The organism is uncultured Roseobacter sp., assembly GCF_947501835.1.
GTDB lineage: Bacteria > Pseudomonadota > Alphaproteobacteria > Rhodobacterales > Rhodobacteraceae > Roseobacter.
The window spans coordinates 480,213-505,389 of record NZ_CANMXR010000002.1 but is presented as its reverse complement, the minus strand read 5'-3'; the positions used below and the strand labels follow the sequence as shown (position 1 = coordinate 505,389).

At 59.6% G+C, this 25,177-nt stretch carries 25 protein-coding genes; 14 read left to right on the top strand and 11 right to left on the bottom strand.

All coding sequences use genetic code 11. The annotated features are described in order from the left end of the window. Positions 1–214: 214 nt before the first annotated feature. The 3 genes from Q1A20_RS06380 to Q1A20_RS06370 are packed head-to-tail and all read left to right on the top strand — an operon-like array spanning position 215 to position 2,556. A complete protein-coding gene (locus Q1A20_RS06380) occupies positions 215–868 on the top strand; it encodes a histidine phosphatase family protein (RefSeq protein ID WP_299400810.1) in 654 nt (217 codons plus the stop codon). Positions 869–880: 12 nt separating this feature from the next. After that, the gene (locus Q1A20_RS06375; protein WP_299400812.1) at positions 881–1,498 is read left to right on the top strand and encodes a glutathione S-transferase family protein; all 618 of its coding nucleotides are present in this window, start codon (positions 881–883) and stop codon (positions 1,496–1,498) included. Positions 1,499–1,500: 2 nt separating this feature from the next. Further along, positions 1,501–2,556 (top strand): saccharopine dehydrogenase, encoded by a 1,056-nt coding sequence (locus Q1A20_RS06370; RefSeq protein ID WP_299400814.1) that lies wholly within the window; start codon positions 1,501–1,503, stop codon positions 2,554–2,556. Here the strand turns inward: Q1A20_RS06370 and Q1A20_RS06365 are convergent. The 5 genes from Q1A20_RS06365 to Q1A20_RS06345 are packed head-to-tail and all read right to left on the bottom strand — an operon-like array spanning position 2,553 to position 7,164. After that, complete coding sequence (locus Q1A20_RS06365; RefSeq protein ID WP_299916422.1) at positions 2,553–3,284, bottom strand: SDR family oxidoreductase; 732 nt, start codon at positions 3,282–3,284, stop codon at positions 2,553–2,555. The genes Q1A20_RS06370 and Q1A20_RS06365 overlap by 4 nt on opposite strands. After that, positions 3,281–3,844: a DUF3833 domain-containing protein gene (locus tag Q1A20_RS06360; protein ID WP_299500945.1), complete on the bottom strand. Its 564-nt coding sequence runs from the start codon at positions 3,842–3,844 to the stop codon at positions 3,281–3,283. The genes Q1A20_RS06365 and Q1A20_RS06360 overlap by 4 nt, the downstream gene beginning before the upstream one ends. A gap of 4 nt (positions 3,845–3,848) precedes the next feature. Continuing rightward, a complete protein-coding gene (locus Q1A20_RS06355; RefSeq protein WP_299916419.1) occupies positions 3,849–5,084 on the bottom strand; it encodes an MFS transporter in 1,236 nt (411 codons plus the stop codon). Next, on the bottom strand, positions 5,081–5,839 hold the full coding sequence (locus Q1A20_RS06350) for a DUF1365 domain-containing protein (RefSeq protein ID WP_299916417.1): 759 nt from the start codon (positions 5,837–5,839) through the stop codon (positions 5,081–5,083). Before Q1A20_RS06350 ends, Q1A20_RS06355 begins: the two co-directional genes overlap by 4 nt. Then, a complete protein-coding gene (locus Q1A20_RS06345) occupies positions 5,836–7,164 on the bottom strand; it encodes an FAD-dependent oxidoreductase (protein WP_299916415.1) in 1,329 nt (442 codons plus the stop codon). Before Q1A20_RS06345 ends, Q1A20_RS06350 begins: the two co-directional genes overlap by 4 nt. 207 nt (positions 7,165–7,371) lie before the next feature. On the opposite strand from Q1A20_RS06345, the gene Q1A20_RS06340 reads away from it, so the two are divergent. Together Q1A20_RS06340 and Q1A20_RS06335 are read left to right on the top strand one after the other, a co-directional pair. After that, positions 7,372–7,944, top strand: coding sequence for a sigma-70 family RNA polymerase sigma factor (locus tag Q1A20_RS06340; protein WP_298968366.1), 573 nt, complete (start codon positions 7,372–7,374; stop codon positions 7,942–7,944). An 8-nt stretch (positions 7,945–7,952) separates the two neighbouring features. Further along, positions 7,953–8,612: a ChrR family anti-sigma-E factor gene (locus Q1A20_RS06335; protein ID WP_299916413.1), complete on the top strand. Its 660-nt coding sequence runs from the start codon at positions 7,953–7,955 to the stop codon at positions 8,610–8,612. 108 nt (positions 8,613–8,720) lie between these two features. Here Q1A20_RS06335 and Q1A20_RS06330 read toward each other — a convergent pair whose 3' ends face one another. From Q1A20_RS06330 to Q1A20_RS06310, 5 genes are all read right to left on the bottom strand, one after another. Continuing rightward, on the bottom strand, positions 8,721–9,863 hold the full coding sequence (locus Q1A20_RS06330) for a mandelate racemase/muconate lactonizing enzyme family protein (protein ID WP_367180872.1): 1,143 nt from the start codon (positions 9,861–9,863) through the stop codon (positions 8,721–8,723). After that, positions 9,820–10,770: a 2-hydroxyacid dehydrogenase gene (locus Q1A20_RS06325; RefSeq protein ID WP_299916411.1), complete on the bottom strand. Its 951-nt coding sequence runs from the start codon at positions 10,768–10,770 to the stop codon at positions 9,820–9,822. The genes Q1A20_RS06330 and Q1A20_RS06325 overlap by 44 nt, the downstream gene beginning before the upstream one ends. Continuing rightward, entirely contained in the window at positions 10,771–11,619 is an 849-nt protein-coding gene (locus tag Q1A20_RS06320) for a fumarylacetoacetate hydrolase family protein (protein WP_299400838.1), read from the bottom strand. A 69-nt stretch (positions 11,620–11,688) separates the two neighbouring features. After that, on the bottom strand, positions 11,689–13,488 hold the full coding sequence (locus Q1A20_RS06315; protein WP_299400840.1) for an IlvD/Edd family dehydratase: 1,800 nt from the start codon (positions 13,486–13,488) through the stop codon (positions 11,689–11,691). Then, positions 13,485–14,246: an SDR family oxidoreductase gene (locus Q1A20_RS06310; RefSeq protein WP_299400842.1), complete on the bottom strand. Its 762-nt coding sequence runs from the start codon at positions 14,244–14,246 to the stop codon at positions 13,485–13,487. Before Q1A20_RS06310 ends, Q1A20_RS06315 begins: the two co-directional genes overlap by 4 nt. A 197-nt stretch (positions 14,247–14,443) precedes the next feature. Here Q1A20_RS06310 and Q1A20_RS06305 point away from each other — a divergent pair, with 197 nt between their 5' ends. Both Q1A20_RS06305 and denD read left to right on the top strand, forming a co-directional pair. Next, positions 14,444–15,331, top strand: coding sequence for an NAD(P)-dependent oxidoreductase (locus Q1A20_RS06305; RefSeq protein WP_299916409.1), 888 nt, complete (start codon positions 14,444–14,446; stop codon positions 15,329–15,331). Continuing rightward, entirely contained in the window at positions 15,328–16,311 is a 984-nt protein-coding gene (gene denD, locus Q1A20_RS06300) for a D-erythronate dehydrogenase (RefSeq protein WP_299400845.1), read from the top strand. Before Q1A20_RS06305 ends, denD begins: the two co-directional genes overlap by 4 nt. Here denD and Q1A20_RS06295 read toward each other — a convergent pair. After that, complete coding sequence (locus tag Q1A20_RS06295) at positions 16,275–16,964, bottom strand: GntR family transcriptional regulator (protein WP_298968382.1); 690 nt, start codon at positions 16,962–16,964, stop codon at positions 16,275–16,277. The two genes, denD and Q1A20_RS06295, sit on opposite strands and share 37 nt — an antisense overlap. Positions 16,965–17,154: 190 nt before the next feature. On the opposite strand from Q1A20_RS06295, the gene Q1A20_RS06290 reads away from it, so the two are divergent. The 7 genes from Q1A20_RS06290 (at position 17,155) to Q1A20_RS06260 (ending at position 25,166) form a co-directional block, all read left to right on the top strand. After that, positions 17,155–18,177 (top strand): TRAP transporter substrate-binding protein, encoded by a 1,023-nt coding sequence (locus tag Q1A20_RS06290; protein WP_298968384.1) that lies wholly within the window; start codon positions 17,155–17,157, stop codon positions 18,175–18,177. Between the two features lie 98 nt (positions 18,178–18,275). After that, positions 18,276–19,181: a TRAP transporter small permease subunit gene (locus Q1A20_RS06285; protein WP_299400848.1), complete on the top strand. Its 906-nt coding sequence runs from the start codon at positions 18,276–18,278 to the stop codon at positions 19,179–19,181. Then, a complete protein-coding gene (locus Q1A20_RS06280; protein ID WP_298968387.1) occupies positions 19,181–20,806 on the top strand; it encodes a TRAP transporter large permease subunit in 1,626 nt (541 codons plus the stop codon). The genes Q1A20_RS06285 and Q1A20_RS06280 overlap by 1 nt, the downstream gene beginning before the upstream one ends. Positions 20,807–20,822: 16 nt before the next feature. Next, positions 20,823–21,770 carry a phytanoyl-CoA dioxygenase family protein gene (locus tag Q1A20_RS06275; RefSeq protein WP_299916406.1) on the top strand — a complete coding sequence of 316 codons (948 nt, stop codon included), beginning with the start codon at positions 20,823–20,825 and terminating at the stop codon, positions 21,768–21,770. A gap of 9 nt (positions 21,771–21,779) precedes the next feature. Further along, positions 21,780–23,288: a UxaA family hydrolase gene (locus tag Q1A20_RS06270; RefSeq protein WP_299916404.1), complete on the top strand. Its 1,509-nt coding sequence runs from the start codon at positions 21,780–21,782 to the stop codon at positions 23,286–23,288. Continuing rightward, a complete protein-coding gene (locus Q1A20_RS06265) occupies positions 23,285–24,286 on the top strand; it encodes a Gfo/Idh/MocA family oxidoreductase (RefSeq protein WP_299916402.1) in 1,002 nt (333 codons plus the stop codon). The genes Q1A20_RS06270 and Q1A20_RS06265 overlap by 4 nt, the downstream gene beginning before the upstream one ends. Further along, positions 24,279–25,166 (top strand): phytanoyl-CoA dioxygenase family protein, encoded by an 888-nt coding sequence (locus Q1A20_RS06260; protein WP_299400857.1) that lies wholly within the window; start codon positions 24,279–24,281, stop codon positions 25,164–25,166. Before Q1A20_RS06265 ends, Q1A20_RS06260 begins: the two co-directional genes overlap by 8 nt. Positions 25,167–25,177: the final 11 nt, after the last annotated feature.

Below are 25,177 nucleotides of genomic sequence, written 5' to 3'. Positions count from 1 at the left end.
CTCCTCAGATTCTCGCGTTACTATAGGCTGCGCGGGGGACTCTCAGGACCCTAATCCCGACACATCGCGCCGGATTTCCGCCAGATATGTTTCCCATTGGAAAGCAGCGTCGCGCATCTACTGCCGCGACCAAATACCGATGATCCGACATGCGCCCGCCCTTTTCTCCGACACGGTGCTCGCCTACTAAGGGGCAAAGCAATCGAAAGCAGCCATGTCTCACATCACTCTCATCCGTCACGGCCAGGCCAATTCCGGTGCCCAGGACGAAGCCAGCTATGACAAGCTGAGCGCGCTTGGCCAGCAGCAATCTGCGTGGCTGGGTGCCCATTTACGCACGCAAAACCAACACCATACACGTCTCTATACCGGCACGCTGAAACGGCACATTGAAACCGCGCATGCGATGGAGACGGAGCTGGAACCGGTCAGAGACGCGCGCCTGAACGAGCTGGAATATCTGACGCTGGCGCGCGCATTGGAGCAGGAACATGGCGTGCCCTTCCCGCATGATCAGGCGGCCTTCACCAGCCATCTGCCGCAGGTTTTTGCGGCATGGCAAAGGGATGAGATAGCAGGCGCGCCGGAACGTTTCGCCGATTTCGAGGCGCGCGTCTGGGATGCCCTGACGGAGATTGCAGCAGGCGATGGCCCCGCCCTCGTGGTGACATCGGGCGGGTTGATCTCGATGGCGATGCGGCACGTGCTGCGGCTTGATATTCAGGCCATGGCGCAGATGGCACTGGCGATTTACAACACGTCGCAACACCGGCTCTTTCCCATTGGCGGCACGCTCTCGCCCACGATGTTCAACGCCATTCCCCATCTGGAAGATCCGGACCGGCACTACGCCCAGACCCACGTTTGAAAGGACACTGACATGCGCCTCTATTATGCTCCGCGCACGATTTCCATCGCCGTTGTGATCGCGCTCGAGGAGGCTGGCTTGCCCTACGACCCGGTCCGGGTTGATTTCCAATCCGGCGAGCAAACCAGCGAAACCTATCTGGCCATCAACCCCAAGGGACGCGTCCCCGCATTGCAGGTGTCTGACGGAACCGTGCTGACAGAAACCGGCGCTCTGCTGGAATACATCGCAACCCAGGCGCCCGAGGCCGGGCTGGTGCCCGAAGATCCGATCAAGGCGGCGCAGATGCGCAGCGTGATGTATTACCTTGCGGCCACGATGCATGTGAACCATGCACATAAAATGCGGGGGCACCGCTGGGCGGATCAGCAGTCGAGCTTTGACGACATGACTGCCAAGGTGCCACAGACTATGACCGCCAGCGCGCAGTATTTCACCGAAAACTGTCTGCAGGGGGATTATGTGCTGGGCGATGCGTTTTCAATGGCCGATCCGCATGCTTACATGATCTGCTCCTGGTTGGCTGGTGATGGCGTCGACCTTGGCGACTTCCCTGAAATTCAGGCGTATCTGGCGCGCATGAACGAACGCGCCTCTGTCAAATCAGCCATCGCCCAGGGGATGCTTTAGGCATGGTCCATATTTGGTTGCGGGCAGAGCAGCGGGATAATGAAACCCGCGTTGGGTTAACCCCCAATGGCGCTGCGGAGTTAATGGCCGCGGGCATGCGCGTCAGCGTCGAAGCGTCACCAACCCGCGTGATCCCTGATGCAGCGTACCAGCAGGCGGGATGCACGATGGTGCCAAGTCACTCCTGGCCCGATGCCCCAAAGGACGCCATCATCTTTGGCCTAAAGGAATTGCCGGAGCACGGCACGCCCCTGCCGCACCGCCACATCATGTTTGGTCACGCGTTCAAGGGCCAGCCCGCCGGTCTGCGCTTGTTGCGTCGGTTCAAGGCCGGGGGTGGCACCTTGCTGGACCTTGAATATCTGACCGATGACAATGGTCGCAGGCTGGCCGCGTTCGGCTATTGGGCCGGATATGCCGGAGCCGCCGTGGCCCTGAAATGCTGGGCGGCACAGCAACATGGCGGGATCGCTAGGCCGATCAGCGCGTATGAAAGCTCCACCCATCTGCTGGCGGACCTGCAATCCGACCTGGTCGCCACGGGCAGCCACCGGCCCGATGCCTTGATCATCGGCGCATTGGGTCGTGTGGGCTCAGGCGTTGCGGATCTGTGCACCGCGATGGGGGTCGCAACCACCAAATGGGACATGGCGGAGACGTCCAGTGGCGGACCTTTTCCGGAAGTTCTGGCGCATGCGCTTTTCTTCAACTGCGTGCTGGCGCGTCCGGGGACGCCGGTCTTTGTGCCCGGCGATACAGGCACACGGGATCGCAGGCTCAGCGTGATCGCCGACATCGCCTGCGACCCGGATAGCGATTTTTCCCCCATCAAGGTCTACGACCAGACCACAACCTGGGAAACGCCTGCCCTGCGTGTGCATGACACCCCCGCTTTGGACGTCACAGCCATCGACAATCTGCCGTCCATGCTGCCGCTGGAAAGCAGCGAGGACTATGCGGAACAGCTCTTGCCAGTGCTGGCGTCGCTGTCCAAACCGGACGCAAGCGTATGGTCTCGTGCGACCGCAATCTATGCGCAGCACATCGCGCGGCTTTAGGAGAAGATGCGGTAATAGAGCCAATCGGGAAGGAACTGGCTGCCACGGAAGACCCAGGAAAACACCCGAGGAAAGCTGACCTTGAACTTGTCGGTGTTCATCTGCTTGAACATCTCTTCGGCGGCCTCTTCCGGGGTCATGATAAAGGGCATCTTGAAGTCATTCTTTTCCGTCAACTGGGTCTTGATGAACCCCGGATTTGACACCTGAACCTGCACGCCGGAGCCGCGCAAATCGGCATACATGCATTCCGCCAGCGACATGGTCCCCGCCTTGGACGCGGTATATCCGATCGAGCCCGGCAACCCGCGAAACCCGCTGAGGCTGCCGGTGATCACGATATGGCCCGCATCGCGCCCCACCATGCCCGGCACAACAGCGCCCATGACCCGCACAAGCCCGGTGAAATTGATGTCCGCCATGGCCGTCGCGTGCTCCGCATGCCATTCCTGCGCCCCGAAGGGCCAATAAACACCCGCCAGGAACACCACACCGTCCAAAGGGCCAATCGCCTCAACGGCGTCCTTGACGCTTTGATCGTCTGACACATCGACGGTTTGATAGGATCCCTCATGCGGCAGGCTCTCCACAAGCGCCTTCAGCTTATCCTCGGACCGGGCGGATACGATCACATGCGCGCCTGCCTGGCTCAGCCTTTTGGCCAGAGCAGCGCCCAGACCGTCACCCGCCCCGACCAGCCAATAGCGCTTTGCCGTCCAGTCTTTCATGCTCCGTCCTTCGGCCGCATCGTCGCCACCAGCTCAGCGACCTTGATCCCGAACTTTCGGAATTGAGAGCGGTTCATGATCGTGCCATTAGGTGCCAGGTACATCCAGTCCACCGTGTTGAGCACATGCCCCCCCGACGCCTCCGGCAGTTTGATCCGGTATTTCAATTGCACCGTCGGTCCGGTCTGTTGCCCAATTCCTGCGCCAATGACATCCCCAGCGGTCGCCCGAATGCGGCCATTCTCGGAGAGCGTCAGGTGCCACTCGCGGTCTTGCGTGCTGCCGTCGTCATAGACGAACCGTTCCTTCAACGACCCGTTGGTGCCATCCCAGTTCCCTTCGAAATCAGCAACAAACCGGCTGCTGACCCGTCCGAATGGCCCGTAGATGACGCCTTCGCATAGGAGCGGTCCATTCAGATGATGACGGACGTCAAATTCCGGTGTCGCATCTTCGTAATCCTCGGGTTTCTGCGCAACGAAACCCATCGACTGCCTCACTACCCACACCACAAGAAGCCCGAGCGCCGCGCCAAGAACGATGTATATCCAAGCATTCATTCGTTCAGACCTCCCTCAGGTTGGTCATCGCCAGAAGGGCGATGGCTATCAGTTTCAGACCGCAGGGCACCGCGGCATAGAGAAACGCGAGCAATCCCAGCGCCTCCGCGGAGTTGTTGGCCGCGGCACCGCTTTCAAACCCCGCACGCTCGAGCAATGGCAGCAAACTGACCGCCGCAAAAGCGAGCGTCAGCTTCGACACAAATGACCACAGGCCAAATCCTTCCGCCGCCGATGGCGAGATGCGCGCCATGCGATTGGCAAAGATGGCGGGCAGCAAGGTTAGATCCGCCCCCAGCGTCGCACCCGAGGCCACGCATATGATAGCAAAGAGCACCCAATCCCCCGGACCAAGGGTTAACGTAAGCCCAAAGGCGCAAATGGCCAAGATCATTGCCAGTATGAGCACGTCTTTGGGTCCGATCCGCTCCGCCAGCTTGCTCCAGAATGGTGCTGCAACGGCTGCCGACAGGAAGAAGAGCAAAAGCAATGGGCCCTCAAAGCCGGGCATGGCCAACCGGCTTTCGACAAAGAACAGGAACAGGGTCGAACTGACGGCAACCGGGGCGGCATTGATCAATGCAATCAGCAGCAGGCGCCGGGCGAGCGGGTCTTTGAGCACCACCCCGAACCCACTTGCGGGTGGCAGACCCACCGTGCTCCACTCACTGCGCATCGCCACCGCTGCGGCGACCGCCAGTATGCAAAACCCAAACGCAAAACCGGCAAAAGGCGCGGAAAACAAAGCCGCAAGTGCCACCGGGGCAACAGCCGCCGCACAGACCCCCAACAATGCGCCGCTTTCCCGCCAGCGCGCCAGTCGCAGGTGGCCCTGGCCAGACATTTGCGTGCCTTTCATGACCCCCTGCGCGTAGAAATTGATGGTCAGAAAGCTGAAGGCGGAAAACACCAGCGTCAGGGTCACTCCGAACCAGATCAAGGGCGGCAGAAGCGGCGGGATGGCAAAAAGACCGAACATGGCCACCGCGATCACGGCGCAGCCGACCGCCACCGCAGTGCTGCGATGGTCCCGCAGGCGTTCAGACAGTTTGCCCAAAAGCGGGTCCTGCACGACATCCAACAAGCGCAGCCCAAAAAGCACGGCCCCTAGTGCGGCCAGCGAGACGCCATATTCGTCGACGTAGAATTTCGGCGCGTGAATGTAGATCGGCAGCCCGGCAGCAGCCAGGAGTGCCGCAAACAGAGAATAGGCCGGAAGACGCTCCGTATTTTGCGTCACCGCGAGACCTCTTTTTTCGGCGGATTGGGGCGTGCGCGGTAGCTGGCACCTTTGAACCACAGCTTGAGGGCCTGCCAGTGGATCAAGGCCAAAACGCGGCGCGCACCAAGGGGCCGGCGCATCGCAGAATTCAGGATGGCCCGGTTTGTCAGCGGTTGGCGTTTGCCCGTCAGGGTCGCGATCAATCCGCCGTCGCCGCGCGCATAGTCGATCCAGATGCCGATGCGCGTGTCCGAGATGTCAAAGCGAAAGGTGTATCCGCCTTCGACGGGCTGGAACGGCGAAACATGGAAAATCTTGGCAGCCTTCAACGTGTCGGTGGGCGCAATCGGACGCAGGTCGGGATGGTGGCACAGATAGCTGTGGCGGTCGCCAAATGTGTTGCTCACCTCGGCGATGACGGTGATCAACGCGCCATCAACACGCCGACAGAGCCAGAAACTGACCGGATTGAAAACATGCCCAAGCATGCGTGGCTGTGCCAGCAGTTCAACCTGATCGACACCGGTGATCTGATGGTGCTCGAGCACATCGCGCACCCAGGGAGCGCCGCGCCCCGCCCCCGGGGCACCGCCGTGATCAGCGTCGTGCAGCGAGGTCAGCCCGCGCCTGTTGCGGCCAAACAACCCGGGGGTTTGCACATCTGCTTCCGCGTCCAGCAGAACGTAGTCGACCGAATAGCGAAACGCATTCTCAACAGACCCCTTGCGCCAGTGATAGGTTTGTCCGGCGATATGATCGACGCGGGGGCTCATTCGGCTGCAACTCTCTCCTGCTCGACGCTGCGAAGGGCACGCACCACGTCAACCGCGCTGCTCAACCCGTCCTCATGAAATCCATTTTTCATCCAGGCGCCGCAGAACCAGGTGTTTTGCGCGCCGTTGAACGATTGGACGTCCTTTTGCGCCTCCAGCGCTGCCAGATCGTAGACCGGATGCCGCAGGGTCACACTGTCATAGATCAACTCTTCCCGGATCCTGCGCTTTGTGTTCAGGGTGACGAAGTGCAGGTCATCCTTGGGGATCGGCTGCAGCGAGTTCATCCAATAGGTCAGGTCGATGCGATCTGACTTTGCATCCTTGTCTTCGGTGTAGACCCAACTGGCCCAGGTCTTGCGCCTTTTGGGCATGAGGGACGTATCGCAGTGTAAGACGATGTCGTTGGGTTGATAGGCAATGGCGCCCAATGCCTTTTTTTCCTGCTCGGATGGGTCGGTCAGCAAGCGCAGGGAATCATCTGAATGCGTGGCAAAGACCACGTGGTCAAAGACCTCCGGCGCGCCGCCCCAGGTGCGTACAGTGACCTGGCCCGGACCACGCGTCACGGAGTGTACCGCAGCACCCGTTCTCAGCTCCGTGCCAGCGGCCCGCAACGCCGTTTCAAGCCGGTCCACATATTGCCGCGACCCACCCTGAACCGTGTGCCATTGATGCTGCCCGTGCACGCCCAGCAGCGCGTGGTTTTTGAAAAACTGCACCATCGCGTGGGCCGGAAAATCCATGATTTTCTCTGTTGGCGTCGACCAGATCGCCCCGGAAAGTGGGAGCATGTAATAGTCGCGAAACCAATCACCGGTGCCCAGCCGCTGCAGAAAAGCGCCCAAACTCAGGCTCCGGTCCTCCGCAACCTTCACCGCGTTTTTGTTGAACCGCAAAATGTCCCGTACCATGCCCAGAAATGCCGGGGTCACGGCATTGCGCCGCTGTGCAAAAAGCGCATCAAGAGAGGTCAGCGCATATTCCAGGCGCCCCCCATCAATGGATGCCCCAAAGCTCATATTCGATTTGACGGTCGGCACATTCAACTGATCGAACAGCGCCGACATGTAGGGGTAGTTTTCGTGATTGAAAACGATGAAGCCGGTGTCCACCGGCTGATTACCGTTCTTGCCCGCCATCACCGTGCGCGCGTGACCGCCCAGTTTGGGTTCGGATTCAAAAAGCGTCACCTGATGGGTTTTGCCCAGCATATAAGCCGCACCCATGCCCGAAATCCCCCCGCCAATCACGGCGATTTTTTGAGTATTTCTGGGAAGCGGGTAGGATGAGAAGGTGCCTGTTGTCAGAGCGTCGAAGGGCATAAAATGCGGATCCAATCTTGGGCGTCGTGATGCGGTGTATACGCTGCGTGCCATAAAATGGATGCATTAGAGCAGAAACAAAGTTTTTTTGATCCGTCTTTGCAGCTGCAGCGTAACTTATTCATGTTAGCGGGTGTTGAAAGCGAGATACAAACGACAAACGTGATGAAGGTCACGTGCGCAGTTCCTGCGCGCCCGCAACGGACGATGAAGGCTAGGCAAGAGCAAGTGAGCGTGAATACCAGTCCTGCAAGGCTGCTTTGGGTGGAGCATGTGAACCGTATCAGGGATCACAAGGACACTCAGGCATTCGCTGAGCTTTTCGATCACTTCGCCCCGCGCGTGAAGGGTTTTTTAATCAAGTCGGGTGCGGACCCGTCACTTGCCGAAGAATGCTCGCAGGATGTGATGGCTGCTTTGTGGCACAAGGCACATCAGTTCGACCCGACGCGGGCCTCCGTCGCAACGTGGATTTTCACGATTGCGCGGAACCGAAAAATTGACCTTCTGCGCCGACAGCGCAGACCAGAGCCAGAGGACCTCACCTGGGGTCCGGAAGAAGAACCAGATCAGACGGATGTTCTGACGCTGCAACAAGAAACGGAAATTCTGGGTGCGGCGCTTGCCAAATTGCCGCCCGCCCAAAGGGAGTTGATCGAAAAGGCGTATTTCGGGGATCTGACCCACAGCGAAATCGCCGCGGAAACCGGTCTGCCACTTGGCACGATCAAGTCTAGAATACGATTGGCGCTGGAACGCTTGCGCCACGCAATGAAGTGAACATCGAGATGACCGAGACAATCAAACACCACCTGAATGACGCCGTGTTGATGGCCTATTCTGCCGGTACCCTGCCGGAGGCTTTCAACCTGATGGTCGCATCCCACCTGTCGCTTTGCGACACCTGCCGCGCGCAGGCCGAAAGCTTTGACGCCCTTGGGGGCGAAGTCCTTGAGCAGATGCACGAGGCCGATGCGGTTGCCCTGCGTCCGGAATGCTTTGGAGCGACGCTTGCATTGATCGCGGGCGGCCCGGTTACGACGCCGAAAGATGTTTCCTCGCAATGCGCCGTCTTGCCAAAGCCGTTGCGTGACTATGTCGGCGGTGATCTGGAAGCGATCCGCTGGAAGCCCATCGGTATGGGCGTCAAACAAGCGATCCTGCCAACATCAAAGGATGCCTCTGCCCGCCTGTTGTTCATTCCCGCTGGCACCGCGATGCCGGATCATGGTCACGAAGGCACGGAAATGACCATGGTGCTGAAGGGCGCATTTCAGGATGAGGACGATTATTTCGCACGGGGTGACGTGGAAATTGCGGACAGCGACATGCACCACACGCCCGTCGCGGACATCCACGAAGATTGCATTTGCCTGGCCGTGGCAGACGCGCCGCTGCGCTTTGACAGCCTGATCCCGAAGATCGCCCAGCGCTTTCTGCGCATCTGAGCGCCGATAGTGTTTCGCGGCTTGTCTGAAAACAGGGCGTTTGCCTTAAGGCGTTGAACCCGGTGGTTTCAGGCGTTTTGATTTGGCGCGGATTTTCAGGACAACGCCTTAGAGACTTACCTCAAAGGGCGTGAGGCTGGGCCAATCAAAGGTCACGCCAATTCCGGGATCGTCAGGTGCGACTGCGTGATGATCCCGGATGACCAACGGGCGTTTGGTGTAACGGTCAATCGGGAAACTGTGCACCTCCAGCCACCCACCATGCGGTTGCGCAGAGACCAGACTGACGTGCAGCTCCTGCATCCCATGACTGCAGACCGGCACCGCGGTGTTGCGGGTGAGGTCGGCGACCTGCAACCACCCGGTGATGCCACCACAATTGGAGGCGTCCGGCTGGACAAAGCCAAGGTCGCATTGCGCCATCGCCATCTCGAATTCGTGGATGGTATGCAGGTTCTCACCCTGCGCGACCGCCATGCCCGTTGCCCGCGTGATCTCGGCATATCCCGCGTAGTGATCGGGCAGGATCGGCTCCTCGAACCACATGATATTCTGGTCCTTCACGGCCTTTGCCAGCGATATCGCCTGCGCCACGGTCATCGAATAATTCGCATCGATCATGAAACCGGCGTCCGGGCCGATCTGTTTGCGGACGGCCCGAATGCGCGCGACGTCCTCTTCTTGCGTCGGTTGGCCGATCTTGATCTTCACCGCGTTCAGCCCGGCATCCAGATAGCCTTGGACATGCGCCAAGAGTTTCGGCAACGGGTAGGCCAGATCGATTCCGCCGCCATAGGCTTTGCAGGTTTTGCCCGCGCCGCCCGCCATTTGCCACAGCGGCTGGCCCGCCGCCTTGCAGCGCAGATCCCACAAAGCGATGTCCACAGCCGAGATGGCAAAACTGACGATCCCGCCGCGCCCGACGTAATGCATATGCCATTGCATCGCGTCGTAGAGCGCTTCGATGTCCTCGCAGTCCCGCCCCACCAGAAAGGGGGCGAGATCATGATTGATCATTGCCGCCGTTGCATGGCCCCCGCGACCACCATTGTAGGTGTATCCGGTTGCCTCACGACCATCTTCCAGCGTCACCGTCGCGGTGATCAGATGGAAATGGCTGTGCTGCCCGTGTTTTGCATCCACCAGCACTTCGTCCAGTGGCACATTGAACAGGCGCGCATGGACGGCGGCAATCCTGGTCATCGCGTCACATATCTGCGCATTCAGGCACCGGACTGATGACCGTGCCATTCTCCAAATGCTGTAGCAGATTGTCGACGGTCAAAGCGCCCATTGCCGCCCGCGTTTCATGTGTCCCGCTGCCGACATGCGGCAACAGCACAACATTGCTCAACTGACGCAGCGCTTCGGGTACCTTTGGTTCCTCTTCGAAGACATCCAGACCGGCCCACCCCAAACGCCCGTCCTGCAGCGCTGAGATCATCGCTGCTTCATCCACAACCGACCCGCGGCTGACGTTGATCAGCGTGCCTTGCGGCCCCAGCGCGTCCATGACCTCACGGTTCACGATCTTGTTGGTCGAGGGTCCCCCGGGCGTGATGCAAATCAGGGTGTCCACCTCTCGCGCCATATCCGTCAGATTGTCATAGTATTTGTAATCGACGTCTTTCTTGCTGCGCGAATGATAAACGATGGTCGTTCCGAAGGGGGCCAGTTTGTCCGCGATGGCCTGACCGATGCGGCCCAGACCCAAAATGCCCACGGTTTGCCCATCCGCCGAGCGCGTGAGAGGCGCGTTGCCTTCGACCTCCCAACGCCCGGAGCGCACATAGGCATCGTCCCGCAACACTTCGCGGTAACAGGCCAGCATGAGCAACACCGCCGTTGTCGCAACCTCGGCGTTCAGAACATTGGGTGTGTGGGTCACAACCACCCCTTTGGCCTTTGCCGCAGTGGTGTCGATGGCGTCATAGCCAACCCCATAACAGCTGATCGCCTTGAGGTTCGGCATCGCCTCCATAAAGGCGGGTTTTACACCGTCATGACCGTTGGTTGCGACATGCGTGATGCTCGCACCATGCTCCGCCAGCCAAGCTTGCGGATCTTCCATGTCCTTGGCTTTGTGGATGGTGAATTTGGCGCCCAGCCGCTCCAGCATGATGTCCGTCGCGCCACCGATTAGAAAAAGTTCAGCCATTTATGCGTCCTCCGTGACGGTTTGGCGCTGATGTCCCAGGCCATCGATGGTCAATTCGATCACATCGCCTTTGTTCAGGTAAATCGGGTGCGGCTTCATGCCCATGCCCACGCCCGGCGGGGTGCCGGTGCTGATCACATCACCGGGCTGCAACGTCATCAGAGACGACAGATGCTCGATGATTTCGGCTACGGTGAAAATCATGGTCTCGGTGTTGCCGGTCTGCATGCGCTTGCCGTTCACATCGAGGCTCATCGACAGGTTTTGCGGATCGCCGACCTCATCCCGCGTCACCAGCCAGGGACCCGTCGGCCCAAAAGTGTCACAGGACTTCCCCTTGGTCCAATTGCCCGACAGGTGGTTCTGGAAATGCCGCTCCGACACGTCGTTGATCACACAATATCCGGCCACATGATCCAGCGCGTTTTCCTTGCTGACGTATTTGGCGGGCTTGCCGATCACCACGCCCAATTCGACCTCCCAATCGGTATTGGTCGAGCCGCGCGGCATGGAGACGTCATCGTTTGGGCCAACCACGGCCGAGGTGGCCTTCATGAACAGAACCGGGTGATCCGGGAACGGGTTGCCGGTTTCAATCGCGTGATCCTTGTAGTTCAGGCCGATGCACATGAACTTGCCGATGTTCCCGACGCAAGCGCCGATGCGCGGGCTTCCCTCCACCGCTGGCAGGCTCGCAGGATCGATGGCACGCAGCTTGTCCAGCCCCGCGTCCGACAGAACGTCGCCCGCAATATCCGTGACATGCGCCGATAAATCGCGCAGCGTACCACTTGCATCCAGCATTCCGGGTTTTTCAGCGCCCGCAGCACCGTATCGTACCAGTTTCATAAATCTTCCTTTAGTAAATTGTCGCGCCAAAGGCGCGCAGTCAGTTGGTATCGCGCCACAGGCGCGTCGTCAGTGGTTGTCGCGCGGCATGAAGCGACGCGCGATGTCTTGGTATTTGTCGGCATCTTCAAGAATCATGCCTTGATCAAAGCGGCCAACTTTCTCGCGGAAATACTGTTGCCAGGGCGATTGGCTTTCGGGCGCGTCATAGCCGCCATTGGCCTCAAAGGCGCGGGCACGTTCGGCCAAAGTGTCCAATGGCACCAGCATATCCGCGGTGCATTTGTTCAGATCGATGCGCACCCGGTCGCCGTTTTGCAGCAACGCAAGGCCACCGCCTGCCGCCGCTTCGGGCGAGGCGTTCAGGATCGACGGACTGCCCGACGTGCCGGATTGACGACCGTCGCCGATGCAAGGCAGTGCCTCTACGCCCTTCTTCAGCAGGTATGACGGCGGGCGCATGTTCACCACTTCCGCCCCGCCGGGATAACCCTTGGGCCCGGCCCCCCGCATGAAGAGCACGCAGTCTTCATCTATGTTCTCTGCCGGATCGTCGATCCGGTGGTGAAAATCTTCCGGCCCGTCGAAGACAACCGCACGCCCTTCAAAGGCATTCATATCCTCCGGGTTGGACAGGTATTTGGCGCGAAAGGCTTTGCTGATCACACTGGTTTTCATGATCGCGCTGTCAAAAAGGTTACCCGTCAGATTGATGAAACCAGCCTGCGCTTTGAGCGGGTCGGATACAGGTCGGATCACTTTGGTGTCCTCACTGCGCAGATGGCCACAATTCTCCGCCATGGTTTTACCGTTTGCGGTGATCACATCCGGATGCGGCAACAGACCCGCCGCAATCAATTCGCCTACAACCGCCGGCACCCCGCCCGCATGCTGATAATCCTCGCCCAGATATTCGCCCGCCGGCTGCAGGTTCACCAGAAGCGGCACATGATGGCCAACCTTCTGCCAGTCATCATTGTCCAGCGGCACATTCAGATGCCGGGCAACGCCGTTGAGATGAATTGGCGCATTGGTCGATCCACCAATCGCTGAATTGATCACGATGGCATTTTCAAAGGCCTCGCGCGTCATGATGTCGGAGGGCCGCAGATCCTCCCAGACCATATCAACGATCCGCCGCCCCGTCTCATAGCTGATCTGCCCCCGCTCGCGATAGGGTGCGGGGATCGCCGCCGCACCCGGCAGTTGCATGCCCAGCGCTTCGGCCAGCGAATTCATCGTCGTCGCCGTTCCCATCGTGTTGCAATACCCAACGGAGGGCGCAGACGAGGCCACCAGTTCCATGAACCCATCGTCATCGATTTCACCCGCCGCCAGCATCTCGCGCGCTTTCCAAACAATGGTGCCAGACCCGGTGCGCTCCCCGCGGAACCACCCGTTCAGCATCGGACCGACCGACAGCGCCACCGCCGGAATGTTCACGGTCGCCGCCGCCATCAGCAGCGCGGGCGTGGTCTTGTCGCAGCCAATGTTCAGGACAATGCCATCCAGCGGATAGCCAAAGAGTGTTTCGACCAGCGACAGATAGGCAAGGTTCCGGTCGAGCATCGCCGTGGGTCGTTTGCCGGTCTCCTGAATGGGGTGCACAGGCACCTCGATACAGGTACCGCCAGCGGCAATGATGCCATCACGCACCCGTTTGGTCAGTTCCAGATGGTGCCGGTTGCAGGGCGACAGGTCACTGCCCGTTTGCGCGATCCCGATGATCGGTTTGCCGGACTGCAGCTCTTCGCGCGTGAGCCCGTAGTTCAGATAGCGCTCCAGATAGAGCGCCGTCATCTCCGGATTGTCCGGGTTCATGAACCATTTGCGTGATCGCAGATCGCTAATGTCGATTTTCTTGGTCATTGGCCTGACCACCCCCCGTCAATGATATGTGGATGCCCGGTGGTGAAACCGCTTTCGTCGCTTGCAAGATACACCACAAGCGCTGCGATCTCTTCTGCCGACGCCACGCGCCCCATCGGCTGACGTGACACGAATTGCTTCATCGCTTCGTCTTTGCTGCCAAGTTGTTCGCCAAGCGCATCGACACGGTCGTGCCAGCTGGGGCTCTCCACGGTGCCCGGGCAAATGGCGTTGCACCTGATGCCTTTGGCGACGTAATCCACCGCAACAGATTTCGTCAGACCAATCACCGCGGCCTTGGTTGTGCCGTAGATAAACCGATTGGGCGCACCAATCACCGACGAGCACGCAGACGACATGTTGATGATCGATCCGCCGCCACGTTCCAGCATGCCCGGCAACGCGGCGCGGATGGTGCGCACCATCGATCGGATGTTCAGGTTCATCGCAAAGTCCCATTCCTCATCGGTCGCATCAAGCACAGACCCATGGTGCACGAAGCCCGCGCAATTGAACAAAACGTCCGGCTGGGCCGCTGCAACACCCGCTTTGACGCTATCATCGTCCAACGCATTTAACTCGAAAATTTCGATATTTTCGTGATTCGCATCCCGAATCGTGGAAAGCGCATCCATGTTAATGTCGGTCGCGAAGACCTCAGCGCCCTCTTTTGCCAGGGCGAGCGCACTCGCACGACCAATCCCCTGACCGGCGGCCGTGACCAACGCCCGCTTACCCTTAAGTCTTTGCCCTGACATAATATTCTCCCCACTCACCAGCGTCCGCTTTCACCGTTGGCCGCAAGCTGAACCAACCAAGGAAGTGCATCAAAATCGCTGACTTCATCAAAAAACCACCGGACGGGCTGGTCCAATGGCTCGTTTTCGTTAGCGTATGACAGGAGCCAGGCTTTGGCTACTGCTTTGAAAACAGAAATCATGGGGCACCGCAGACAATGACACAATCGCGCAAGGTTACGCTGATCGGGACCGGGTTGATGGGGGTTCCCATGTCTCGAAATTTGCTGAAGGCTGGCCACCAGCTAACCGTCTGGAACAGGACCATCGCGCGGGCCGAACCCCTGGCCGAGGATGGCGCGCGGATTGCCACCAGCGAAGTGGATGCTGTCAGCGGCGCCGAGTTCGTGATCACCATGCTGTCTGATGGCTTCGCGTCGGGGGCGTTGATTGAAGACCGCGACATTCAGGCGGCGCTATCGTCTGGGGCGGTCTGGATCGATATGTCGAGCGCCAAGCCTGAACACGCGCGCCAGCAATCGGAGCTGCTAAAGGGTCTGGGCTTTGGGCATCTTGATGCGCCGGTCTCGGGCGGCACCAAAGGGGCGGAAGCCGCATCCCTGGCGATCATGGTGGGCGGCGATGCCGCTGTCTTCGATGCCGCGCGCTCCGTTTTTGAGGCGATGGGGCGACCGGTACATGTCGGACCCTCTGGCGCCGGACAGCTCTCCAAGCTCGCCAATCAAACCATCGTTGCGGTGACCATTTCGGCTGTTGCCGAGGCGATGCTACTTGCAGAACAAGGCGGCGCAAATCCGGCGGCCGTGCGCGCGGCGCTGAAGGGTGGCTTCGCGGATAGCGTGATTTTGCAACAGCACGGCGAACGTATGACCACGGGTAATTTTGAACCCGGCGGATTGACCAAGTTCCAGGTCAAGGACCTCAACAACACGCTGGATGAAGCGGCAGCATTGGGATTGAAACTGCCCGCGACCGAAAGCGTCCGAGACCGGTTTCAGCATTTCATTGACGCGATGGATGGCGGCGAGAAAGACCATTCCGGGCTCTATCTGGAACTCAAGGCACGAAACGGATTACCGGTATGACCAAAATTCTCATCATCGGTGGCGGGGGCATGGTTGGCCAAAAGCTGGCCGCCCGTCTGATCGAAAAGGGCCTGCCGGGCCATGCAGATCTGGACATCACCCTTTTTGACGTAGCCTTCCCGCCAAAGGGCGTCAGTGGCCCGAAACAGAAAACCGGCAACCTGTCGACAGATGGTGTTGCACAAGACCTCGTCGCCAACAAACCGGACATCGTTTTCCACCTTGCGGCCATCGTGTCCGGCGAGGCGGAAACGGATTTTTCCAAAGGCTGGGATGTCAACATGATGTCGATGTGGCACCTCCTCGAGGCATTTCGTAATGCATACGATGCATCGGGCGGCGGATATGTCCCGCGTCTGGTTTTCACCTCCTCCATCGCTGTTTTTGGCGGCCCTTTTCCAGAAAAGATCGACGATGAGTTCCTCTCGGCGCCGCAAACCAGCTACGGCGCGCAGAAAGCGATCAGCGAATTGATGCTCTCCGACTTCAGCCGCAAAGGTTTCCTCGACGGGGTATCGTTGCGGTTGCCCACGATCTGCGTCCGGCCCGGGAAAGCAAACCTGGCGGCATCCTCCTTCTTTTCCGGCATCATCCGCGAACCCCTAAACGGTCAGGAAGCGATCCTGCCGGTCGCGGACAGCGTACGACATTGGCACGCCTCCCCCCGCGCCGCAGCCGGATTTTTGGCGCATGCGGCCACCTTGGATACCAAGTTGCTAGAAGGGCGTCGCGCGCTCAATCTCCCCGGGCTGAGCTGTACTGTCGCAGAACAGATTGAAGCATTGCGGCGTATTGCCGGTCAGGATGCAGTGGATCTGATCAAAGTCGCGCCCGATCCAGCAGTCATCAAGATCGTCGAGGGATGGCCCCGCAATTTCAACCCGAGCCGCGCCATCGCCCTGGGGTTCAAAGCTGAAACCACGTTTGATGAGATCATCCAGACCTATATTGCCGAGGATTTACCCAAAGCGTCCGTGTGATGTTTTTGCGGTAAGGGCCGTATCAGATTGCGCGCCAGATGGTCGTTCACGGTGACCCGCATCAGGTCCTCATTTCGCTCAAGCGCGGCATCCAGAATCGCCTGATGCTCGCGAATGTTTTCCGGGAAATAGCCGTAATTTGTTTCCGCCGAGACGAGCTGCTGCCTGAATTGTTCGTAAATTACTTTATGCGTGCGCTTCAACAGACCGGAACCGCAGGCGTCGATGAGGGTCTCATGAAATTCCTGCTCCGCCCGGCTCCATAGACCCAGAAGTGGAATCACATCGCCGGATGATCGCACGCGGGTTTCGATATGAGAGAGCTTGTGATGCGCGGCGGACAAGCGCGATTCCCACTCGACGCCGCCCAATCGAATGGACAGGCAAGCGCCCTCGGTTTCGAGCAATATCCGCATGTGGGTCAGCTCGTGCTGACGCTCAACTGACTGAAAAGGTGATCTAAATCCGCGCTGCTCCTGAAAGTCGACAAGTCCGACCGTCGACAGGCGGAACAGCACTTCCCGCACTGTGCTGGCGGAACAATTATAATCTTGGCGTAGCTTTTCCGCCCGCAGCTTGCTACCATATCCAAACTCGCCGGTAATCAGGCGGTGCCGCATGTCATCAAAGATGTCGGCGTCTTGAGCAGCCATTTCAGATCTCCCACAGTGTTTCTAGCGATACGCGCATAATTTCGAAAATCAAACAAAATATCGAAATTCGGGAAAAATAAAATATTTTCTTGCTTGAGCAGTCACCATCGGCCTAACGTTTCGGCAGCGTAATCACGAACGGGATATTTCAACCCGACCCATTTGTGCGCTCAACGTCTGGGAGGACAAAATGAAAATCATCAAAAAGGCGGCTTCGGTCGCCGCAGTTGCAGCCCTCGCGGCATCGACGGCGTTCACCGCCGCGGCCGAGACAAGCAATCTGCGCATTCAAACGCACTACGCACCTGAAACGGTGTCCGGCAAGCTCGCCGCACAATATATGCAAGACATTCAGGACATGTCCAACGGCGAGATCGTCGTTGAGATGTTCTATTCGTCGTCGGTTGTGAAATCGGTCGAGACGTTTGACGCCGCATCCACCGGTATTCTGGATTGCGACATGACAGGCGGCGGCTACCAGACCGGTAAGAACTCCGCGTTCCAATTCGTGGGCGACATCATGGGCGGCTATGACACGCCGTACCAACAGCTCAGCTGGCTCTACTTCGGTGGCGGTCGTGAAGCGGCAGCACCGCTCTACAACAAATACGGCATGGAGCTGATCGGCTGGTGGGTTTACGGTCAGGAGAGCTTCGCCTCTTCCAAGCCCATCGCCAAGGTCGAAGACTTCAAGGACTGGAAATTCCGGTCCCCCCCCGGCATGGAGACCAAGATCTTCGAAAAACTGGGTGCCTCGCCCATCGTGATGGATTTCACCGAGATCTTTACCGCGCTGGAAACCGGCATCATCGATGGGGCGGATGCCTCGGGCCTCGCGAACAACGTGGGCCTCGGTCTCTATGACATCGTGAAATATGCCAACTTCCCTGGCTTCCACTCCATGCCGTCGGATCACCTGGCGTGCAACAAGGCCGTGTTTGACGCGATGCCTGCGCACCACCAGAAGATCATGAAGGTGGCGATGGAAGCGCTGGCGCTGCGCACGGCTCTGACGTTCGAGAAGAAGAACGCCGAAGCCGCCGCACAGCTGCGCGAGCAGGGCGTAACCCTGTCGCAGTGGGCACCAGAAGAGCTGGCCAAGTTCCGCGCTGCAGCTCAGGCCACATGGCCTGAATTCGCTGACACGCCGGAAGCTAAGGCGCTGGTTGAGAGCCACCTGGCCTACCTGGAACAGCTTGGCCTCAAGCAATAAGCTGACCTGAAAACTGACCCCGCCGACACCCGGCGGGGTCTTTTTGTCTCGGGCCGGGGCAATCCATAACAATCGGCCACCGTGGTTGGGGAGAGATCATGCAGGAAAAATCCGGAAGCCCTATCGAATGGCTCATACCGCTTGCTTTCATCGTCTGCGCGGCTTGGTTGACCTGGCATCTGCCCGCCTTCACGCTCTCATGGTTCCCGCCCGAAGACCCCTCACAATATGACAAGCTCAGCGCGCTTTTTGGGCGCATCGACGTGACCCCCGGGATGGGTGGGCTGTTTGGCGGATATGCTGACATGGTCGACTGGGGTGCCCTGCTTTTGCTGCCGATCTTTGGCTACATCGGTGTGCGCACGGTCCGCCGCGCCCCCATGGAATTCGAAAGCTGGAAACCGCTGGACCGGTTGGCCGTCTTCATCGGTCGGCTGACCATGATGCTGATCGTCCTGCTCTGCTGCGTGATGATCTACGAGGTGATCCTGCGCTATGTCTTCGAGGCGCCGACGTTATGGGCCAATGAACTCTCGCTCTGGCTGGCGGGCTTTGTGTTCCTCTGCGCCGGGCTTTACGCGATGCAGCAACGCAGCCACATCCGCATTTTCCTGCTCTACGACATGCTGCCCCGCGTGCTGCAGCGCACCTGCGACTGTATTTCAACACTGCTCATCGTCACCTTTGCCTTCTTTCTGGTCTATGGCGGATATGGTGAGGCCTTCGACAAATTTTACCGCTGGGAAACCTTCGGCACTGCTTTCGACCCACCGATCCCCGCGACGCTCAAGCCCATGGTGTTGCTGGTGATCGTGCTGGTGGCCTTTCAGGCGGTGGTCAATCTGGTGTCAGACTGGCACGCCGAACCCGTCATTCACTCCGCTGCCGATGACATCGACCCCGACGAGCTGGAGCGCATCAAGGCCGCCGTAGGATCCGACGGGACCGGCGACCTGGACGTCACACGCGGCAGCATTCAATCAAATACCCCGAGGAACAGCTGATGGATATCGGTACAATTTCGCTGGTCCTGATGCTGGGCCTGATCCTGCTGCTGGCCATCGGCATGCCGCTGGGGTTTGCCTCGGCCATCCTCGCGGTGCTGGTGCTGGTGATGAAGTTCGAGCCAACGCTGCTGATGAACCCGCTCACATTCGGCGATGGCATCCTGACCGGCAGGCCGGGATCGGGGCCGCTGAACATCCTGGCGCAAAAGATATACGGGCTCTTAACGGATTATGTCCTCATATCCATCCCGCTCTTTATTTTCATGGCGGCCCTTCTGGAACGGTCCGGCATCGCCAAGGATATGTATTCCTCGCTGAACGTCTGGCTCAACCGGACCCGCGGCGGCATCGCCATCGTCACCTCGATCATGGCCGTCATTATGGCGGCGATGTCCGGCATCATTGGCGGTGAGGTCGTGTTGCTGGGCCTGATCGCGCTGCCGCAAATGCTGCGACTGGGCTACAGTCAGAACCTCGCCATCGGTACGATCTGCGCCTCCGGCTCGCTGGGCACCATGATCCCGCCCTCCATCGTGCTGATCATCTACGGGCTGATCACCGAGACCTCGATCAAGGCGCTCTTCACCGCCTCCTTCCTGCCGGGTTTCATGCTGGCGAGTTTCATCATCCTCTACATCATCATCCGCACGCAGCTGCGCCCGCAGGACGCGCCGCTGCCCGATCCGGTTGAAGGTGAACCCTACGGCATGGAAAAGGCCAAACTCTTTCTCGCCTTTCTCTGCGTCCTGATAGCAGGCTTCGGCACGGCGCTGTTCCTGCGCGCGCTGTTTTTCGAACTGTCCGGCCAGAATGCGTCGAACACCGGGGCGGCCATCGCCTATGGCACCGCCGACTGGCTGCCATGGTTCGGCGGCGCGGTGCTGCTGTCCTTCGGCATGATGTTCGGCGTCCTGGGCCGTGAGCGCACCGCAACGGGCTGGTCCATGGGCAAGGGCCTCGTCCCGCCCATCGTCGTCATTGGCGTTGTCATGGGATCAATCTATGGCGGCATCACCGGCATTACCGAGGCTGCAGGTATGGGCGCGCTCGCCGTGCTGGTCATCGCCATCTGCCGTGGCGAGGCCTCTTTCGATCTGGTCTGGGACAGCCTGATGCGCACCCTGAAATCCACCGGCACAATCATCTGGGTGACCATCGGGGCCGCGGCCCTCGCAGGCGCCTACACCATCGCAGGTGGCCCGGTTTACGTCGCCGATTTCATCGTGGGGTCAGACCTGCCAACCATGGGAATCATCCTTGCGATGATGCTGATCCTGCTCTTCATGGGCGCCTTCATGGATTGGGTGGGTATCGTTCTGCTGATTATCCCGGTGTTCCTGCCGATCGTGCAGCGCCTGCCGATCGAGGAAATCGGTGTGTTTGGTGAACTCAATCCGCGCCACGTGGCGATCTGGTTCGGGGTGGTCTTCTGTATGAACATGCAGGTGAGTTTCCTCAGCCCGCCCTTTGGACCCGCCGCGTTTTATCTGAAGTCCGTGGCACCGCCGCACATCAGCCTGACCGATATTTTCAAAGGGTTCCTGCCCTTCATCGGCATCCAGCTTTGTGCTCTGTCGGTCTTGCTGATCTGGCCACCCATCGTTTCATTGCTTCTGCCCTAACCACTGGGAATGCCCCATGCTCAGCGCTGCGCAAATCGCCTCTTTCGAACGTCAGGGTTTCCTTGTCGTCGAAGACGTGGTGCCGTCTGAGCTGCGCGCGCAAATCGCAGAGGAATACGAAGCGCTGTTGAACAGTCTCTATGCGACATGGGCCAAACAGGGGCTGTTGCCCGCGCCTGATGACACCATGGATTTCTGGCAAAAATTGCGGTGCGCCTATGAGGCCGGGTGCGATTGGTTTCAGCCGATGGATATTTCGCTGCCGGGCGATATCATCCACGCAGATACGCCGATGCACTTCGGCCCAGCGGTTTTTGATCTGGTCACCTGTCCGCAGATACTGGATGTGGTGCAAAGCCTGATTGGCCCCGAGATCACCTCGAACCCGATCCAGCATCTTCGGATCAAACCCCCCGCGCCCGCATTGAAAGACAATGAGATCCGCGCTCACATCACCCAGACGGATTGGCATCAGGATCGCGGCGTTGGCCATGAGGATGCCGACAGAACCGATATGATCACCGTCTGGATCGCAATGACCGACGCAACCCTTGAAAACGGCTGTTTGCAAGTAGTCCCCAAAGCGCATGATCAGATGCTGCCGCATTGTCCCAAAACACAAACAGCCATCGCCGATGATTTCATTGATGCGGCGCGGGCGAGGCCGCTGCCCGTTCGTGCAGGTGGCATTTTACTTTTACACCCGCTGACCCCGCATGCCTCGCTGCCCAATGGCACAGATGATTTCCGCTGGTCTTTCGATCTGCGCTACAACGTGACGGGCCAGCCTACCGGGCGGGCGCATTTCCCTGAATTCGTGGCGCGCAGCACGGATGATCCCGGCGCGGTCTTGACCGACTGGCGTCTTTGGCGGCAGATGTGGCATGACGCGCGCAACACGCTTGCGCGGCAACCCCATATTCCCATTCATCGCTGGCAAAGCGATGCGCCGTTCTGCGCCTGAGGAGAGACCATGGACACCGTGCGCCTAGACCCCGTCGACAATGTCGTCACCGCCACCCGTGCGCTTGAGGTTGGTGTCGAGATCGAAGAAGCCACCACCCGCGCGCTGATCCCCTCCGGTCACAAGATCGCAACCTGCGCCATCGCGCGCGGCCAACCCATCCGCAAATATGCGCAGATCATCGGATATGCGGCCCAGGACATTGCGGCGGGTGACCATGTGCACACGCAAAACGTTGAATTCCGCAATACGCAAGCCGACTACGAATTCTCCACCGACCTGCGCCCCGTGGCACCCGTGCCAGAGGCGGCACATGATACCTTTATGGGATACCGCCGCGAGAATGGGCAGGTTGGTACCCGTAACTACATTGCCATCGTCACCTCGGTGAACTGTTCGGCCACGGCGGCACGGATGATCGCCAGCCACTTCACACCTGAAGTGCTCGCCGACTATCCGAATGTGGATGGTATCGCGGCCTTTGTGCATGGCACCGGCTGCGGCATGGCCGACAGCGGCGACGGGTTTGAGGCCTTGCAACGGGTCATGTGGGGCTACGCGCGCCATCCCAACCACGCGGGCGTCCTGATGGTGGGTTTGGGCTGCGAAATGAACCAGATCGACTGGCTGCTGGAGGCCTATGGGCTCAGCCAGGGCCCTACGTTTCAGGTGATGAACATCCAGTCCGTCGCCGGTCTGCGCAAAACCGTTGCATTGGGGATCAAGAAGATCGAGGCCATGTTGCCCATCGCCAATGCCGCAACGCGCACGCCCTGCCCGGCCTCGGAATTGAAGGTTGCGCTGCAGTGTGGGGGCTCTGACGCGTGGTCCGGCATCACCGCCAACCCGGCCCTTGGATATGCCTGTGACCTGCTCGCGGCCCAGGGCGGCACCGGTGTTCTGGCCGAAACGCCCGAGATTTATGGCGCGGAACATCTGCTGACACGGCGCGCGACCGATCAGGTCACAGGCGAAAAGCTGGTGGGTCTGATCAGGTGGTGGGAGGATTACACCGCCCGCAACAAGGGATCGATGGACAACAATCCCTCCCCCGGAAACAAGACGGGTGGCCTGACCACCATTCTGGAAAAATCGCTGGGGGCCGCGGCCAAGGGCGGCACCAGCCCGTTGATGGGTGTCTACAAATACGCCGAGCCTGTGACGGCCCGCGGATTCACCTTCATGGACAGCCCCGGCTATGACCCCGCCAGCGTAACGGGGCAGATCGCGGGCGGCTGCAATCTGGTCTGTTTTACCACCGGGCGCGGCTCGGCTTTTGGGTCAAAACCAAGCCCCACGATCAAAGTGGCCACCAATTCGGCCATGGCCAAACGCATGCATGAGGATATGGACGTCGACGCGGGCACGATCCTGACCGAAGGCGTGAGTGTCGAAGAGAAAGGGCGCGAAATCTACGACATGTTCCTGCGCGTCGCCAGCGGTGCTGCCACCAAATCCGAGGCGCAGGGCTTGGGCGATTATGAATTCGTGCCCTGGCAAATCGGGGCGGTGATGTGAAACGCATTCTGGTTGTCGGCGGCGGGCTGATCGGCATCCGCCATGTTGCGGCCATTCAGGCCCATCCGGGCTGCGAACTCGCTGGCCTGGTCGATCCCGATATGTCGATTGCGCCCGATCTGACCCGCTACCGGGACATGTCGGAGGTCGCAGGCGACGTGGATGGGGTGATCATCGCAACGCCAACGGGGCTGCACGCGCAACATGGGATTTATGCGGCGGAACGCGGGTGGCACATGCTGATTGAAAAGCCGGTCGCGACTGATCTCGCTGGTGCCCGCGCGCTTGGTGCCGCGATTGCCAATTCGGGGGTCGGCTCGCTTGTCGGCCATCACCGGCGCTATCACCGCCCGGTCCAGCAGTTGAAAAAACTGATCTCTGACGGTGGCATCGGCACGCCCGTCTGCGCCAATCTGATCTGGGCCATGCGCAAGCCGGATACCTATTTCGAGGGCAATTGGCGCACCGCGGGCGGCAGCCCGGTGATGATCAATCTGGTGCATGACATCGATCTCTTGCGCTTTGTAATCGGAGAGATTGCCACGACAACAGCACTGCGTGGCAGTGGTCTGCGTGGCACCGCGCGGATCGAAAGCGGTGCGATCGCGCTGGCATTTGCCAATGGGGCCACCGGAACCATCAGTTTTGCCGACACCTCCCCCAGCCCCTGGGGATTTGAAGCAGGCACCGGGGAGAACCCCAACATCGGGACCACGCATCAGGACATGATGTGGATCATAGGCACAAAAGGCGCGATCAGCTTTCCCTCCATGACGCTCTGGCAGGGCGAGGATTGGGCGCGACCCGCAGTGCCGATGCCGCTCGACATCCTCGAAAATGACAGGGCACCGCTGGACGCGCAGTTGGATCACTTTATCGACGTGATGGACGGGGCCACCCCGCTGATCGACGTCGCCGATGCGACCCGGACACTGGCCACCGCATTGGAGATCGAAGCGCAGCTGACCCCGCAATTGGAAGGCGTGGCCAATGCCTGAAACGCTCTCAGCAGACCAGATCGCACGCTATGAGGAGCAAGGCTACCTGGTGCTGGAAAACCAGGTGCCTGCGGAATGGCTGTCGCGTATCCACGCGGAAATCGCCCGATTCGAACAGGAAGCGCGCGGCATGACCGCAAGCAATGACCGCCTCGACCTCGAAGACAGCCACACCCCTGATGCGCCACGCCTGCGGCGGATCAAACTGCCGCACACCACGTCGGATGTCATGCGGGAGCTGATGTATTCAGATCACATCCTGGCGCCCGCGCGCGATCTGATCGGGCTGGATTTGCGCCTGCACACAACCAAACTCAACATGAAGTCAGCAGGCTACGGCGCTGCCGTCGAATGGCATCAGGACTACGCGTTTTACCCACATACCAACGACGACATCCTCGCCATCGGCGTTTTGATTGACGATATGGCGGCGGAGAATGGTCCGCTGATGGTCTATCCCGGCTCGCACAGGGGCCCGGTGTTCGATCACCACGTGGATGGTGTGTTTGCCGGTGCCATGCTGCCGGAAGAAAACGGGCTGAACCCGGCGGATGCGGTGCAGCTGACCGGACCGGCGGGATCGATCAGCATCCACCACGGGCGCATCGTGCACGGCTCCGCGCTCAACACTTCCGACCGGCCACGGCGCATTCTGTTTTATGAGATGATGGCGGCGGATGCTTTCCCGATCATGGGGTCGATGACAAAATGGGACGGGATCAAGGACTATGACACGCGGATGCTCTGCGGCAAAAGCACCCTGAACCCGCGCCTCAAAGATATCCCGGTGCGCATTCCACAGCCGCAACCGGACGTGCCGATCTCCATCTATGAAATTCAAAAGGGCCTGAAGAAACGGGCCTTCGATACCATCACATAACCGCGCAGGCG

Bases quoted from the DNA above. Each gene is read 5' to 3' on its own strand.
- Q1A20_RS06380 (WP_299400810.1), top strand. From the start codon at position 215: ATGTCTCACATCACTCTCATCCGTCACGGCCAGGCCAATTCCGGTGCC.
- Q1A20_RS06375 (WP_299400812.1), top strand. From the start codon at position 881: ATGCGCCTCTATTATGCTCCGCGCACGATTTCCATCGCCGTTGTGATC.
- Q1A20_RS06370 (WP_299400814.1), top strand. From the start codon at position 1,501: ATGGTCCATATTTGGTTGCGGGCAGAGCAGCGGGATAATGAAACCCGC.
- Q1A20_RS06365 (WP_299916422.1), bottom strand. From the start codon at position 3,284: ATGAAAGACTGGACGGCAAAGCGCTATTGGCTGGTCGGGGCGGGTGAC.
- Q1A20_RS06360 (WP_299500945.1), bottom strand. From the start codon at position 3,844: ATGAATGCTTGGATATACATCGTTCTTGGCGCGGCGCTCGGGCTTCTT.
- Q1A20_RS06350 (WP_299916417.1), bottom strand. From the start codon at position 5,839: ATGAGCCCCCGCGTCGATCATATCGCCGGACAAACCTATCACTGGCGC.
- Q1A20_RS06345 (WP_299916415.1), bottom strand. From the start codon at position 7,164: ATGCCCTTCGACGCTCTGACAACAGGCACCTTCTCATCCTACCCGCTT.
- Q1A20_RS06340 (WP_298968366.1), top strand. From the start codon at position 7,372: ATGAAGGCTAGGCAAGAGCAAGTGAGCGTGAATACCAGTCCTGCAAGG.
- Q1A20_RS06335 (WP_299916413.1), top strand. From the start codon at position 7,953: ATGACCGAGACAATCAAACACCACCTGAATGACGCCGTGTTGATGGCC.
- Q1A20_RS06330 (WP_367180872.1), bottom strand. From the start codon at position 9,863: ATGGCACGGTCATCAGTCCGGTGCCTGAATGCGCAGATATGTGACGCG.
- Q1A20_RS06325 (WP_299916411.1), bottom strand. From the start codon at position 10,770: ATGGCTGAACTTTTTCTAATCGGTGGCGCGACGGACATCATGCTGGAG.
- Q1A20_RS06320 (WP_299400838.1), bottom strand. From the start codon at position 11,619: ATGAAACTGGTACGATACGGTGCTGCGGGCGCTGAAAAACCCGGAATG.
- Q1A20_RS06315 (WP_299400840.1), bottom strand. From the start codon at position 13,488: ATGACCAAGAAAATCGACATTAGCGATCTGCGATCACGCAAATGGTTC.
- Q1A20_RS06310 (WP_299400842.1), bottom strand. From the start codon at position 14,246: ATGTCAGGGCAAAGACTTAAGGGTAAGCGGGCGTTGGTCACGGCCGCC.
- Q1A20_RS06305 (WP_299916409.1), top strand. From the start codon at position 14,444: ATGACACAATCGCGCAAGGTTACGCTGATCGGGACCGGGTTGATGGGG.
- denD (WP_299400845.1), top strand. From the start codon at position 15,328: ATGACCAAAATTCTCATCATCGGTGGCGGGGGCATGGTTGGCCAAAAG.
- Q1A20_RS06295 (WP_298968382.1), bottom strand. From the start codon at position 16,964: ATGGCTGCTCAAGACGCCGACATCTTTGATGACATGCGGCACCGCCTG.
- Q1A20_RS06290 (WP_298968384.1), top strand. From the start codon at position 17,155: ATGAAAATCATCAAAAAGGCGGCTTCGGTCGCCGCAGTTGCAGCCCTC.
- Q1A20_RS06285 (WP_299400848.1), top strand. From the start codon at position 18,276: ATGCAGGAAAAATCCGGAAGCCCTATCGAATGGCTCATACCGCTTGCT.
- Q1A20_RS06280 (WP_298968387.1), top strand. From the start codon at position 19,181: ATGGATATCGGTACAATTTCGCTGGTCCTGATGCTGGGCCTGATCCTG.
- Q1A20_RS06275 (WP_299916406.1), top strand. From the start codon at position 20,823: ATGCTCAGCGCTGCGCAAATCGCCTCTTTCGAACGTCAGGGTTTCCTT.
- Q1A20_RS06270 (WP_299916404.1), top strand. From the start codon at position 21,780: ATGGACACCGTGCGCCTAGACCCCGTCGACAATGTCGTCACCGCCACC.
- Q1A20_RS06260 (WP_299400857.1), top strand. From the start codon at position 24,279: ATGCCTGAAACGCTCTCAGCAGACCAGATCGCACGCTATGAGGAGCAA.